This is a genomic window from Paramagnetospirillum magnetotacticum MS-1, assembly GCF_000829825.1.
Lineage (GTDB): Bacteria > Pseudomonadota > Alphaproteobacteria > Rhodospirillales > Magnetospirillaceae > Phaeospirillum > Phaeospirillum magnetotacticum.
The window spans coordinates 528,087-541,957 of the sequence record NZ_JXSL01000020.1; the positions used below are offsets into that span (position 1 = coordinate 528,087).

A 13,871-nucleotide genomic window follows, 5' to 3' on the forward strand; every position below is an offset into this window, starting at 1 on the left:
ACGCGGTATGTCATACGTATATGGCTGTCGATGACAAGAAGGCTGGGGGAAGGTATGGGCAATCCGGGATATGGCCCCCTCTGCACCGAACTGGCGCGGGCATACCGTCTGCTGGCGGATCTGTCCTGCCACCAGGCGGGGGCGAAGGACGATGCGCGGCTTGAAGCCGTGCGGGAGCGCGTCAGGCGATGTGAGGGGCGTTTGCTGGTCGTCTCATTGGGGCAAAAGGCTCCATGCGACCAGGAGTCATGCGGTCGCTGACCTACCAGAGGCGGGAAACGCGGCGAGCCTGCGCCTTGATGGCGAATGCGCGCTGGAGCAGGGCCTGGGCGCGGTAATCCAATCTGGCCAGGTCGGCTTCGGGGGTGGCGCCTTCCATGATCTCGCGGGCTGCGCGCAGGGTCGAGGGCGGAACGCTCCACGGCTCCAGCAATCTGGTCCAGGCGAGTATCTGCATGACCACGGCGCCGATGACGGCAAGCCCCATTCCGTGGGACAGCTGCAGTTCCAGGCTTTTCGCCGCATCGGCCTGGATGTCGCGATGCCATTGCACCACATCGGCGGCGAGAGCGGCGCCCGCTTGCGCGACCTTGCGGATCTGGGCGGCTTCGAACTCCGATAAGATGCCGCTGGGGGCCCGGCTGGGAATGCTGGTGGCCTGGCACGGCGCAGTGCCGCTTCCCGAAGTCTCAGCCAGATCGTGATGCGGTACGGCCATGTTGCGTCCCCTGTCGCTCTTTTCATGGTAATTGGTACGCATACTAAGGGTGTATGTCTATACGGGATATCCGATATGGGCTGCTTTGCCAGGGGGGGGTAAACCCAGCCCGTTAAGTGAAGAATTTCATTGAGTGCCCGGAAAGTGAGTCATTTCTGCAACACTGCTGACTCGCCCGCCGGAAAAGTGAATACTGTGTGAATGCATGTGTTGACGCAGTGAATCCCCGTGTGATTCCATCCGCAACATGTTGCAGGAACTTCTCAGCCGCTGCCGTCGCGTTGTCGGTCCGATGATCGGGCTTGGCGCCGTGGCCTATTTTACCTACCACACCGTCGAAGGTGATCGGGGCGTGCTGGCCTATTTCCGTCTGCAGGCCGAGATTCTCGATGCCGAGATGCACCTGTCCAGGGTGGCGTCGGAGCGCACCGAGATGGAACATCGGGTGCAACTCCTGCGCCCCGACCATCTTGACCCCGACATGTTGGAAGAGCGGGCCCGCATCATGCTCAATATGGGGCGTGAGGGCGAGGTCGTGGTCTTCGACAAGCGGCGATAAGCGGTTTTTTTCGCGTTCAGAACGGGCGGGACAGGCGGCCGGGATCGACCAGCAGGATCATCCCGGAATCGTCATGCGCGATAGCCGACAGCCCCCTCAGTTGCGAACTGGCCTCGATCAGGGGCGGCAGGGGATGGATGGATTCGACCGGCAATTCGCTCAGGCTGACCTCGCCCGAAACCAGGGCTGATACATCTCCGTCCCCCGTGCGCAGACGAAGCATGCAGGTGGCTCGCGCCGTGCGGGGAAGGCCCAGCAGATCCTCGATGGCAGGGGCGTCGGTCACGGTGCTTTCCACGGAAAGCATGGCCGCCACCTGACGGGCGGGCAGGGCAAAGCGGTTGCCCGCCGCCGGGAAGATCACCACCGGCAGTGAGGCCGGGTCGCTCATTCCAGATTGCCCCGGTAATCGGCGAAAATCCTCTCCACATCCAGCAGGGTCACCAGATGGCCCGCGAATTCGATGATTCCCAGCACGATGGGCTTGCGGTGTTCGGGAATGGTATGGGGCGGAGCCATGATCCGGCTTTGCGCGATATCCATGACCTCTTCGACCCCGTCGACGCGCACGCCGCTGCGCATGCCGCCGCCCTGGCACAGAAGGATGCGCGAATGGTCAAGGCTGGCCATCGGGCCATAGCCCAGCACGGCGCGCAGATTCACCACCGAATCGATGTCGCCGCGCACATTGATGACGCCTTCCAGCGATTGCGGACAGCCCGGCAGGTAGAAGACCGGGCTGTTGGGCAGGACCTCGCGCACCTTGTCGCCGGCAAAGGCGAACCAGTCGCCGTCCAGGGTGAACACCACCAGCTTCAACTGCGGTTCGTCCACATTGACGATGGCGCGGGTCTCGCCACGGCGGGCCTCGAGGATCTGGTCCAGGCTAAGATCGGCGACGCTCATGGAAGCGGCCCCAGGGATGCCAGTTCGATGCGGTTGCGCCCGGTCTGCTTGGCCTCGTAGAGGGCCTTGTCGGCGGCCTCCATCAGCCGGTCGCCCGCAATCTCGGGGAAACGGGCGATGCCGCCGCTGAAGGTGCAGGAAAAGAACTGGTCGCCACATTGGAATTTCAGCCGCGCGAAATCTTCGCGCAGGCCGTTCACGATGGTCAGGCTTTCCTTGAGGCTGACATTTTGCATGATGATGACGAATTCCTCGCCGCCATAACGCCCGATCAGGTCATTGGTGCGCAGCCTTTGCTGCAGCAGCCGCGCCAGCGCCACCAGCACCTGATCCCCGGCCGGATGCCCATAGGTGTCGTTGACCGACTTGAAGAGGTCGACATCGATCATAACCACGCAGAGCTTGCCGTTTTCGCGGCGCGCGGCGGCCAGGGAGGTCTCCAGATACTGGGCGATGAAGGTGTGGTTGAACAGTCCGGTCAACCCGTCGCGGACCATCAGGGAGCGCAGGGTGCGCATCCGTTCGGCCCGGATGGCCACGGCGCTGATGAGGTCCTCGGGCTGAATGGGCTTGGTGAGGAAGGCCTCGGCGCCCACCCGCATGGCCGAGACCTGGGTCACCTTGTTGGTCTCGCTGGACAAGAAGACGATGGGCAGGCTGATGAAGTCGGGAATCTGGCGGATCAGCCGGGACAGGTCGCGCCCCGTGCATTTGGGCATGTACATGTCCATCAGCACGAGATCGGGGCGGAAGGCCGCCAGGGCGTCCAGAATGCCGCTGGGCTCGTGCAGCAGGCTGGTGATCATGCCTGCCTCTTCCAGGATCAGGCTGTGATACTCGGCGACCTCGGGCTCGTCATCCACCACCAGGATGCGGTAGGGCTCGGGCTCGTTGCGCGACGTCATGCCGTCCAGGGTATCGACCAGTTCGATGGCGCGGACGGGCTTGACGAAATAGGCCTGGCCCCCGGACATCACGGCCCGCAGACGGGCATCGAAATCGCGGCGGCCGGAAATGAAGATCACCGGCGGCGGGTTGGGCATCTCGCGGCGCAGGCTGGCCACGGTTTCCGTGCCCGTATGGCCGCCATCCGGGAACATTATGTCCATGATGACCGCATCGGGAGGATTGGACAGAACCGCCGCCCGCAGGGCATCGGGAGAGGTGAAATTGACTACCCCATAGCCGAAGCATTTTAACTGGATGATCAAGGTCTCGGCGGCCGGTTCGTCGTCGTCGCACATATAGATGCGCTTGCGCGGGGCGTCGTCGTCGCCCCCAGCCTGGCGTAGATCGAAGGCGGGCGTCAGGCCCGTCAGCAGGTTCTCGCTGTCCAGAGCCTCGGCCGCCATGTCCTGGACCTGGGCCAGCAGGGACTGCATCTCGGTGACGGTGGCCGCGATCGAGCGCAGGCGGGCGTCCTCGTCCAGGGCCCGGAAGGCCAGGATGACTTCCTCGCCCGCGCCGCCCTTGGCGCTGATCTCTCCCAGGCCGAAGGAGGCGGCGGTTCCCTTGATGGAGTGGAAGATGCGGTAAAGGTCGTCCAGCGTGCTGGCTTCCTTGGGCGACCGCATCAGTCTTGCGCCCAGGTCGCGCCCTTGCCGGACGGTCTCGGGGACCTTGCCGAGGAAGGTCAGGCGCAGCTTCTGGATCTTTTCGCGCAGGGTGTGCTTGCGGGGTTCCATGCCGCCTAGACCTTTCCGTGCTTGGCCAGGGTGGCGGCGATGGCGTCCATCAGGGATGTTTCCAGGGTGAAGTCCTTGGTCAGGCAGCCGTCGAGCCGCGGCTCCTCGGCCAGAAGCGGGCCGGGCTCGTCGCCGGTCAGCAAGATGAAGGGAATGGCCTCGCCCTGGTCACGCAGATTGCGGAACAGGTCGATGCCGCTGACCAGGGGCATGTTCATGTCGGACACCACCAGATCGAAGGGGCCGTTCTCCGACAGAGCCTCGGTGGCGTCGATGCCGTTTTCCACCAAGACCACGTCATGACCGGCATCTTCCAGCACCGCCCCGGTCATCTCGCCCGCCATGGCATCGTCGTCAACCACCAGTATCCGCATGTTCCGTCCGCCCTTTTCCGGCAAGTTCACCCTAACAGACTGCGCAAGGTATCGACCAGACTGCTCTGGTCGAAGTCGCCCTTGACGATATAGGCATCGGCTCCGACCTGGATGCCGCGCCGCTTGTCCTCTTCTTTTTCCCGCGAGGTGACGATGATGATCGGCCGGTCGCGGTAGCGTTCATCCTGGCGCAGCGCCGCGGTCAGCGAGAAGCCGTCCATGTTGGGCATTTCCACATCGGTCAGGACGGCGTCGAAATCGCCGTTGCGCGCCTTGTTCAGCCCGTCCAGCCCGTCTTCGGCCAGGGTGACCGCATAGCCGTGGGCTTCCAGGACGTCCTTTTCGATCTCACGGGTGTTGAGCGAATCATCGACCACCAGGATACGGATCATTGCGTCGCGGCCCGCTTGCGCCGGTTCGGCGGCACCCGCCCGCGAGCGCCGCGCCATGTCGAGCAGGACCGGGGCGTGCAGCACGCTGACCAGGGTGTTGCGGCCGGTCATGACCATGCCCGCCACCAGGGGCAGATGGCGCAGATGTTCGGGCAGTGGCTTAATCACCATGTCGCGCTCGTCGAGCAGCTCGTCGACCAGCAATGCCAGCTTCTCGTTGCGCACCCGCACCACCACCAGCCGCAGCATGGTCCTTGCCGAGCGGGTCTCTGGCAGGCCCAGCAGGGCGGCCAGCGAAACCACGGGAATGAATTCGTTGTCGATGACCACCGCGTCCCGCTCAGCGACCCTCAGGAGCCTGTCATCGGGAAGCTCCAGAAGCTGGGCCACGTATTGGGCGGTGAAGCCGAAACTCTCGTCCCCGGCCGCCACCACCAGGACCCGCATCACCGCCAGGGACATGGGCAGGCGCAGCGCGAAGGTGGTTCCCTTGCCCGGAACGGTCTCCACGCCGATCACGCCCTGGAGGTCGTCGACGATGGTCCGCTTGACCACGTCCATGCCCACGCCGCGTCCCGAGACCTCGGTGATGATGGAACTGGTGCTGAAACCGGGCGAGAAGATCAGGTCGATAGCCTCGGAATCGGGCATGGCGGCGGCCTGTTCGGCGCTGACCAGCCCTTTTTTGACCGCCTTGTCGCGAATGGCCGCCAGGGGCAGGCCGCCGCCGTCATCGGCCACCTCGATCAGCACCCAGCCGCCATCCTGGCGGGCGCCCAGCCGGATGGTGCCGAAGGTGGGCTTGCCCGCCGCCTGGCGGGTGGCGGCATCCTCGATGCCGTGATCGACGGAATTGCGCAGCAGATGGACGATGGGATCGTTGAGGCGGTCGATCAACTGGCGGTCCAGTTCGATCTCGGTGCCGCCGACCACGCATTCCACATCCTTGCCCAGGGACCGCCCGAGATCACGGATCAGCCGCGCCGCCGGTTCCAGGACGATGGCCAGGGGCAGCATGCGCATGACCAGGGCCTTGGCGTGCAACTCGTCCATCAGCAGTTCCTGGGAGAACACATCCTCGCGCAGGTCGCGGGCAAAGCCGGTGATGGCCGCTGTCGTTTCCCCCCGTCCCTGGGTATCGCGCTCGATTTGGCGGATATCGCTTAGCCGCTGGCGCAGGCGGGCATGGCTGGACACCACTTCGCCCATCAGCCGGATCAGTTCGTCCAGCTTGGTCAGTTGCACCCGCACCGTATCGGCGGATTTCAGCCGCACTTCGGCCTGGGGCGGCGTAGGTGCTTCCTGGGGCGCAGGCTGGTCCTTGTTGGCTACCGTCTCGGCGAGGCTTCCCAGAATTGCGGCCAGGGCGGCGCACAAAGCGGGGTCCGGCTCGGCGGGTTCATTGCCGTCGGCGACCGCGTCCACCTGAGTGGAAAGGGCATCGACGCCCCGCTGCAACAGCCTGCGCAGTTCGGGGCTCCAGCCCAGGCTGCCGTCTCTGAGCGCGCCCAGAACGTCTTCCACCTTATGGGCGGTTTCGGTGATCCGGGTCAGCTTCAGCATCCGCGACGAGCCCTTGACCGTATGGGCGGAGCGGAAGATGGCGTTGATGGTCTCGGAATCGGAGGGTGTGCTGTCGAGGACCGCCAGTCCATCCTCCACCTTGCGCAGATGGTCGCGGGCCTCATCGACGAAGCGGGCGGTAAAGCGCTTGATGTCGAGCGCCATGGATTACCTCCCCACCGATCGGGCTGGGGCGGTATGGCGTTCGCACAGGAACTGGATTTCCCCCAGAGGCAGCCCCAGGGGCAACGCCAATCCTCCATCGGCATCGGGCTGGCTGGCCAATTGCTGCAAGACCACCCGGTAGCTGCGCCGCGCCAGGTCGGCGGAGCCCATGGCGCGGTACAGATCGCCCAGGTAATAATGGGCGGGCCAGCACTCGGGATGGGCATAGACGGCCTTCTTGAACCAGCCCATGGCATCCGGGCCCTGATCTTGCCATTTGGCGGCCAGCCCCAGCAGCACCAGACTGTCCGCCGACCATTCATCGGCGGCCAGGGCCTTGGCCCCCAGATCGGCGGCACCGGCGAAATCCCGGGTCATCAGCCGGGCATAGCCTTCCAGGGCCAGCAGGGTGGCATCGGGTGGCGACAGGCGGTTGCGCGCGCCGAGCAGCAGTTCGACGCGGTCGAACTGCTTGTCGCGGATCAGGGTGCGGGCCTCTTCCACGGAAATGCCGGTGGCCGCGGGGGGCGGAGACTCCGGCTGCGGAATGGGGCGGGGCGGTGGCGTCAGGACCAGCCGGGGCTTGGCAAAGACTGGCGCGGCCGGACCTGCCGCAGGCCGCTTGGCGGGGGCGGCGACCGTTTCGCCCTTCACGAAATAGAAGTCCCCCTCATCCTCCACCAGACGAAAGATGCCCAGATCATTGGCCAGGGTTTCGGCGGACCCGATCACCAGATGGCCCCTGGGACTCATGGCGCGGTGAAAACTCTGCTGAATGGTCCGCCGGGTGGATTCGTCGAAATAGATGGAGACGTTGCGGAAAAACACCACGTCCAGATTGCCAAGGGCGGGCGGAAAGCTCTCGGCCATAAGGTTGAGGTGGTGAAAGCTCACCATGGCTTTGACCCGGTCGTCCACCACCATGGCGTCGCGCCCGGCGGAGCGGAAATAGCGCTGGCGCAATTGCGGCGTCAGGCTGCGGAAGGAAAAGGCGGTGTAGCGCCCGGCCCTTGCCCTGGCCAAGGCGTGATGGTCGATATCGCCGCCCAGAATCCGTACCATGCGGGACGCCGCTTCGCCGAACTTTTCCAATAGCGCCATGGCGATGGAATAGGGCTCCTCGCCCGATGAACATCCGGCCGACAAAATAGTGATGGGCAGGCGGGCGGTCTCGTCAGCCAGAAGCTTGGGCATCAGCCGCTCGACCAGCAGTATCAGTTGCTCGGGCTCGCGGTAGAAATAGGTCTCATTGATGGTCAGCAGGGTGACGAATTCCTGGAACTCGTCCTCGGCCTTGCCCAGTTTGGCGAGATATGCCGCCGATGTGGCGATACCGGTGACCGTCATGCGCTTCTTGATGGCGATGACCAGGGGCTCCTCGCCCACGCCTTCGAGAAGCAGGCCACAGCGGGTGCGGATCAGGGTCTTGAAGGGGCTAAGCTCGGCGGCGTTCACGCTTCGCCTCCCATGCGCGCCCCGGCGATGCTGATCAAGGCTTGGGCCAGCTCTTCCAGGGACAGGACGCGCTGGACCCAGCCGCGCTCGATGGCGATGGCATTCATGCCGAAAATCACCGAACTGCTCTCATTCTGGCCCAGGGTTACGCCTCCGGCCTTGCCGATGGCCTCCATGCCCGCCACGCCGTCGCTGCCCATGCCGGTGAGGATCACCCCGACGGCCCGGCGGCCTGCGGCCTGGGCGACACTGGTCAGCAGCGCGTCGCAACTGGGGCGGTAGACCTGATTGGCCTGTCTGGGGCCCAAGGCGATATGGTGTGTTCCGGTGACGGTCATGTTCCACTCGGAGGGCGCCAGATAGACGGTTCCCGCCGCCAGCGCGTCGCCATCGGAGGCCAGCCGCACAGGCATGGCGGAAATGGAATGCAGCCAGTCCGACATGCCTGAGGCAAAACCGTCGGAAATATGCTGCGCCACCACGATGGGGCAAGGCAGCGGACCGCCGATGAAACTCAGCAGGGCGGCCAGGGCCTGCGGCCCCCCCGTCGAGGCGGCGATGGCGATGATCATGCCCTCGGCCATGGCCGGGTCGGCCGGGAAGGGCCCTTCCATGGGCATGCGGGTCATGGATGGCGGGGCAGAGACCGCGTCGGCGTGGGATCTGGTTCTGGGCAGGGTGATGACCGGAATCTTGGCGACCAGGCGGGCCTTGTCGACAAAGTCCTCCAACTCGCGTTCCGAGGCCATGTTCGGCTTGGCCACCACGTCGATGGCGCCGCGCGATACGGCGCTGAAGGCCTTTTGCGCGTCCGCCACGCCGCTGACCACCAGGATGGGCGCCGCCTTGGAACACATGATGCCCTCGATGGCCTCGAGCCCTCCCATTTCGGGCATCTCGAGATCCATGGTGACAAGATTGGGCCGCAAGACGCGTGTCATCTCGATGGCTTCAATGCCGTTCACGGCTTCGCCGACCACCTCGAAATCGCCGTCGTCTTCGAAGATGGACCGCAGCATGGACCGCGCCAGGCTGCTGTCATCGACGATCAGGACCGAAATCTTGCCGGACGCACCCATCAGGCTTTGGATGTCTCGAGCGAGAAGCTGCCCACCTTCTCGCCCAGTTCACCGGAAAGCCGGGTCATGTCGTGGCTGACAGCCCTGATCCGCGCCAGGGACTGGGCGGTATGGCTGCTGGCCGTGACGATCTCGCGCAGCGCCACCACCACCTGGCTGCTGGCGGTCTTCTGCTGCTGGGTGGACAGGGAAATCTGCTGGGCCGCGCTGGTGGTCTGGCGGGCGGCGTCGACCATGCCGCCCAGAAGCTCGGCGGTGTTGCCGGTGGCGGCCATGCCGTCGGAAATGCTGGCACCGCCTTTTTCCGAGGTGATGATAAGACGGCTGATGGAATCCTGGATCTGATTGACCTTGGTCTCGATCTCGCCGGTGGAATCGGTGACGCTGTCGGCCAGACGGCGGATTTCCGCCGCGACCACGCCGAAACGCCGTCCGGCCTCGCCCGCGCTGGCGGCTTCCAGGGCGGCGTTGAAGGCGATCAGCTTGGTCTGGTCGGCGATGGTGTTGATGATGGACATCACCTTGCTGATTTCCTTGGACCGCGTGCCCAGTTCCAGGATTTCGCTCAGGCTGTTGCTGTTGTCGTTCTGGATGTCGGCCATCTTGGACAGGACCATATCCATGGCTTCGGAGCCGCGCTTGCTTTGCTCCCAGGTCTGGTTGGCGATCTCCACCACCGACTTGGAATGCTCGGAGATCTGGGTGGACGAGGCCGAGAGTTCCTCCATGGTGGAGGTGATCTCGGCCACCGAGGCCGACATTTCGCTGGAGGTTGCGGCCTGGCCTTCCACGGCTCCGTCGATTTCGTGGATGGACTCGATGGCGGCCAGGGCGTGGGAGCGGACCTCCCCCACCAGATTGTGCAGGCGGGCGCGCATGCTTTCCACGGCCAGGGCCAGTTGCCCGATCTCGTCGCCGCCGCCGCCGATCACCGGCTGGGCGAGATCGCCGTTTGCCACCCGCTCGACGCTTTCCGACAGGCGGCCGATGCGTGACGTCAAGTGACGGGCGGCGGACAGCGCTAGGCCCAGCCCCAGGGCCAGGGCCAGACCGGCCACCAGGAGGGCGGTATCGCGGGCGCTGGCCAGGGAGGCGACATAGCGGCTGCGATCCATGGACAATTCGATCACGCCGATGCGCGTGCCGGAGAAATCGGCCACCTCGGCGGCATAGACGGCGCGCGGCCCGTCCTGGACGGAGATGTGCATGATCTGCGGGGCGCCTGCGAAAGCCTTGGCCAGGGAAGCCTCGTCGAACATCGGAATCTTGCCCATGGTCGAGGCGAAAGTGACCGCCTTGCCACCGTCCATCAGATACATGGCGATATCGACGTTGCGTTCGGCCTTGAAGGCGTCGAAAAAGCCCTGTCCAAAGGTCAGGCCGAACTCCACCGTTCCCACGTGGTGGCCGCGGTTGCCGACCGGCGCCACGCCGCGGATGCCAAGGCCCGCCACGCCGCCCTCCAGGCCGCGGGTCGCCTTGCGGGCTTCATTGGCCAAAAGCACGGTCTTGCGGAACGAGGAAAGGTCGTCGCCGAATTTCTCGGGCTTGTGCAGCCGCAGAAACGAGGTGGCGGGCGGCGTGTGGAACTGGAACTGCTCGGCGCCGAAGCCCAGGGCCATGGCGGTCCAGCCCGGCTGCAGAATGGCGGTCAGGGCGGCACGGTCGCCCGTGGCGAACTTGTCTTGCACCATGGGCAGCGAAGCGGTGAAGGCGGCCAGGGATTCCGCCATCCGGCTTTGCAGGAGAATACGGTCGGAGACCGCCTTGTAATGGCCCTCAAGCTCGGCCCGCTCGGCCTGGCCGATGACGTCTTCCATGGCGCGCAGATTGGAGATGGTCAGCATGCTTGCCACCACCACGATGGCGGCCCCCATGGCCAGCATCAGTTTTATGCCGAGCCGTAAATTATCAAACATGCTTGATCCACCCTGATCCTTAAATTCTATTAGATAATTGCAATCTGTGTGGCGCTTGGCAAGCGCTTCACGGGTCTGAGAGTTAATGAAGCTGTGTCGAAATGAAGCGAAAACCGGTAATCTGGGGCGGCTTCGCAAGTTAAGTGACAGAAACTTTGCCGGGCCATGAAATGGCAATACGTGCGCCTGTCGCGGATGACTCTGATCTGCGTTGCATGATTCTGGTGGGGGGCTCTGCTTGAATTGCCGCGCGTCGTGGTCTGTGTGACGATAAGTGGAGTCGGCATTCCTATCCGAAAGGATCGGAGTGCTCCCATCCGATCGGCCCAGATGGCGGAATTTGCTGCGGGCATGTTCCGAAAAGGGGTGGGCTATGGCTGCTGCCTATACCTAATGGAATAGGGCTATCCATACCTCAAGTCACATTTCGTTAATTCCGGCGATGAAATTTGTTTATATTTTCGGCGTATATGCAATGTTAGTAAATGGTGGATCGCCATTAATCGTGGCGGGTGCCTGGGATGTGGGACTTGATAGTCCGTTCGGTCGGGGGGGGAGCCCCTGCGAGATGTCGCAAGCCGAATTCGGATGAGTGCCTGCAGCTCGATGTTGCCGGGGCCTTAGAACCTGTTTTTGCGAATTTTACCCAAATCCTCATTGAGGATCGCTTTCGCATGGGAATTTTTTGGTTTTGGGTTCGCCGCGTTTAGGTTTCGTAATGCGTGTCTTGGGCCGCCTGATTTCGGGGTCTGGCCTTACCTGGGAGTTCTGCAATGGCCGAGAACAACAACTCCAATCCTCCGGGCAACGAGCACGGCAAGGACCAGCCGGGCAAGGACCAGCACGCTGGTACCGAGGATGCACAGCAGTCGCTCGACGACTTGACGGTGCTGCAGAACGTTGACGAGAAGAATATGGGGGAGGCGCGCTACAATGCGACGCGTCCCGTCGATGTCAGCGACACCCAGTTGGGCAACCTCGCCAATGTGCAGCAGGGTTCGACGGGCAACCCGCAAGTCCAGAATCTGGGCGGCATCGCTGGCGGCGCCAACATCTCCCTCGACGTGGCCATCGAGGGGGTCAAGGATAATACCGTGGCGCCGCCCGTGCTCGAGAATCTGGCGGTGGACGTGCGCGACGAGGCTCATTCCGTCGCTGTGAATACCGGTGGCGCTAAGTCGATTGATGTGCGCGAACTCCCTGATCTCGCCAAGCCCGACGCGGAATTCAAGGATCAGGGCCGGGAAACCGTTCAGCCTCAGACCGTCACTCCCGCCGCTGGCTTTGTGCCCAATTCCCAGGCTCCCGAGGCTCCGGCTTCGGCTCCGGCCCCCGTTGCCGCAGTTAAGGAGAAGGCCCCCGAGATCGTTGCTGCCGTCAATCATGCGCCGACGACCCAGGACGGCGAAGTGACGACGGTTGACGACGACACCGCGGTCAAGGGCAAAGTCTCGGTCAACGATCAGGATGGCGACAGCCTGACCTTCTCGCTGGTGGATGCGTCCGGCAGCAAGGTGAGCAGCCTGACCACCGAACACGGCACCGTGACCATCGACGCCAAGACCGGTGAATACACCTTCACGCCCAATGACGAGGCAGACAAGCTTGGTGTGTCGCAATCGGCCCATGACAGCTTCTCGGTGATGGTCGATGACGGGCATGGCGGCACCTCGACCGCCAATATCGGCGTCACCATCACCGGCTCCAATGACGGTCCGACCGTGTCCGCCGATGCCGTCCTGACCGGCGGCGATGAAGACACCTCGATTACCATTCATGCGTCGGATCTGCTGAAGAACGCCCATGACGTGGATGTGGGCGACACGCTGTCTGTGACCAATCTGTCGGCCACCAACGGCACCATCACCGACAATCATGACGGTACCTATACCTTCACGCCGAACCACGATTTCAACGGTCAGGTGGACCTGAGCTATACCGTCTCGGATGGCCATGGGGGCGATACGCCGGCCAAGGCGAGCTTCGATGTGGCCGCGGTCAACGACAAGGCGACGTTGGCGCCCGATGATCTGGTGACCGTGGACGACGACACCAAGAGTGAAGGCTTCGCTCATGGCAGTGACGTGGATGGCGACACGCTGACCTATTCGCTGGTCGATGCCGACGGCAATAAGGTCACCAGCCTGACCACCGATCACGGAACCGTGACCATCGATCCGGATACGGGCAAGTACTCCTTCACGCCCAATGATGAGGCCGACAAGATCGGTTTGGGTCAATCCGCCCATGACAGCTTCAAGGTCGTGGCCAATGACGGCCAGGTGGACAGCGATGTGTCGACGGTCAACGTCACCATCACCGGCTCCAATGACGGGCCGACGGTTACTCACATCGATGCCGTGGCCACCGACGAGGATCATGCCGGGACCGGCCATGTGGCTGGCGCGGATGTGGATGTGGGCGACACGGTGCGTTACCACCTGGTGGACGCCAATGGCAACCAGACCGACACGCTGGTCACCGAGCACGGTTCGGTGAGCATCAACCCGGCGACGGGCGAATACACGTTTACGCCCAACGCCGATGCGCAGCATCTTGGCGCGGGCGTGGTGCAGGCCGACAGCTTCCAGGTTGTGGCCTCGGATGGGTCGCTCAGCAGCGCTCCGACCACGGTCAATGTGAGCATCACTGGCAATAACGACGCGGCCACCATCACCGGCTCGGCGGCCGGTTCGGTGGGTGAGGACGGGAACCATTCGGCGACCGGCCATCTGTCGGTGGCCGATGTGGATTCGGGCCAGGCCCATGTGACGGCCCAGACGGTGGAGACCGACCAGGGCACGTTCAGCATCGGGACCGACGGCAACTGGTCCTTCGCGGTCAATTCCGCCAATGCGGATGTGCAGGCGCTGGGCGCTGGCGAATCCATGACCAAGACCTTCACGGTGGCCAGCGCCGACGGCACGGCGACCCAGGAGGTCACGGTGACCATCAATGGCGCCAATGACAGCGCCACCATCACCGGCTCGGCCGCCGGTTCGGTGGGCGAGGACGGGAACCATTCGGCGACCGGCCATCTGTCGGTGGCCGATGTG

The 13,871-nt window shown here is 63.8% G+C and carries 11 protein-coding genes; 2 read left to right on the plus strand and 9 right to left on the minus strand.

The features are described from left to right. Positions 1-262: 262 nt before the first annotated feature. Positions 263-718 (minus strand): hypothetical protein, encoded by a 456-nt coding sequence (locus tag CCC_RS05005; RefSeq protein ID WP_041039980.1) that lies wholly within the window; start codon positions 716-718, stop codon positions 263-265. Between the two features lie 292 nt (positions 719-1,010). Here CCC_RS05005 and CCC_RS05010 point away from each other — a divergent pair, with 292 nt between their 5' ends. Continuing rightward, on the plus strand, positions 1,011-1,277 hold the full coding sequence (locus CCC_RS05010) for an FtsB family cell division protein (RefSeq protein WP_009869464.1): 267 nt from the start codon (positions 1,011-1,013) through the stop codon (positions 1,275-1,277). A gap of 16 nt (positions 1,278-1,293) precedes the next feature. Here CCC_RS05010 and CCC_RS05015 read toward each other — a convergent pair whose 3' ends face one another. The 8 genes from CCC_RS05015 to CCC_RS05050 are packed head-to-tail and all read right to left on the minus strand — an operon-like array spanning position 1,294 to position 10,815. Further along, entirely contained in the window at positions 1,294-1,668 is a 375-nt protein-coding gene (locus CCC_RS05015) for a hypothetical protein (protein WP_009869463.1), read from the minus strand. Beyond that, on the minus strand, positions 1,665-2,183 hold the full coding sequence (locus CCC_RS05020; protein WP_009869462.1) for a chemotaxis protein CheW: 519 nt from the start codon (positions 2,181-2,183) through the stop codon (positions 1,665-1,667). Before CCC_RS05020 ends, CCC_RS05015 begins: the two co-directional genes overlap by 4 nt. Further along, the gene (locus tag CCC_RS05025; RefSeq protein ID WP_009869461.1) at positions 2,180-3,868 is read right to left on the minus strand and encodes a response regulator; all 1,689 of its coding nucleotides are present in this window, start codon (positions 3,866-3,868) and stop codon (positions 2,180-2,182) included. The genes CCC_RS05020 and CCC_RS05025 overlap by 4 nt, the downstream gene beginning before the upstream one ends. Positions 3,869-3,873: 5 nt before the next feature. Beyond that, a complete protein-coding gene (locus tag CCC_RS05030) occupies positions 3,874-4,242 on the minus strand; it encodes a response regulator (RefSeq protein WP_009869460.1) in 369 nt (122 codons plus the stop codon). A 26-nt stretch (positions 4,243-4,268) separates the two neighbouring features. Further along, on the minus strand, positions 4,269-6,362 hold the full coding sequence (locus CCC_RS05035; protein ID WP_009869459.1) for a hybrid sensor histidine kinase/response regulator: 2,094 nt from the start codon (positions 6,360-6,362) through the stop codon (positions 4,269-4,271). Between the two features lie 3 nt (positions 6,363-6,365). Further along, a complete protein-coding gene (locus tag CCC_RS05040; protein ID WP_009869458.1) occupies positions 6,366-7,817 on the minus strand; it encodes a CheR family methyltransferase in 1,452 nt (483 codons plus the stop codon). Beyond that, positions 7,814-8,896: a chemotaxis-specific protein-glutamate methyltransferase CheB gene (gene cheB, locus CCC_RS05045; protein WP_009869457.1), complete on the minus strand. Its 1,083-nt coding sequence runs from the start codon at positions 8,894-8,896 to the stop codon at positions 7,814-7,816. The genes CCC_RS05040 and cheB overlap by 4 nt, the downstream gene beginning before the upstream one ends. Then, the gene (locus tag CCC_RS05050; protein WP_041039982.1) at positions 8,896-10,815 is read right to left on the minus strand and encodes a methyl-accepting chemotaxis protein; all 1,920 of its coding nucleotides are present in this window, start codon (positions 10,813-10,815) and stop codon (positions 8,896-8,898) included. Before CCC_RS05050 ends, cheB begins: the two co-directional genes overlap by 1 nt. Positions 10,816-11,588: 773 nt before the next feature. Between CCC_RS05050 and CCC_RS05055 the strand changes: the two genes are divergently transcribed. Beyond that, a partial coding sequence (locus CCC_RS05055; RefSeq protein WP_041039984.1) for a VCBS domain-containing protein occupies positions 11,589-13,871 on the plus strand: 2,283 nt, incomplete at its 3' end.

Bases quoted from the DNA above. Each gene is read 5' to 3' on its own strand.
- CCC_RS05025 (WP_009869461.1), bottom strand. From the start codon at position 3,868: ATGGAACCCCGCAAGCACACCCTGCGCGAAAAGATCCAGAAGCTGCGC.
- CCC_RS05020 (WP_009869462.1), bottom strand. From the start codon at position 2,183: ATGAGCGTCGCCGATCTTAGCCTGGACCAGATCCTCGAGGCCCGCCGT.
- CCC_RS05050 (WP_041039982.1), bottom strand. From the start codon at position 10,815: ATGTTTGATAATTTACGGCTCGGCATAAAACTGATGCTGGCCATGGGG.
- CCC_RS05015 (WP_009869463.1), bottom strand. From the start codon at position 1,668: ATGAGCGACCCGGCCTCACTGCCGGTGGTGATCTTCCCGGCGGCGGGC.
- CCC_RS05030 (WP_009869460.1), bottom strand. From the start codon at position 4,242: ATGCGGATACTGGTGGTTGACGACGATGCCATGGCGGGCGAGATGACC.
- CCC_RS05035 (WP_009869459.1), bottom strand. From the start codon at position 6,362: ATGGCGCTCGACATCAAGCGCTTTACCGCCCGCTTCGTCGATGAGGCC.
- CCC_RS05010 (WP_009869464.1), top strand. From the start codon at position 1,011: ATGATCGGGCTTGGCGCCGTGGCCTATTTTACCTACCACACCGTCGAA.
- cheB (WP_009869457.1), bottom strand. From the start codon at position 8,896: ATGGGTGCGTCCGGCAAGATTTCGGTCCTGATCGTCGATGACAGCAGC.
- CCC_RS05005 (WP_041039980.1), bottom strand. From the start codon at position 718: ATGGCCGTACCGCATCACGATCTGGCTGAGACTTCGGGAAGCGGCACT.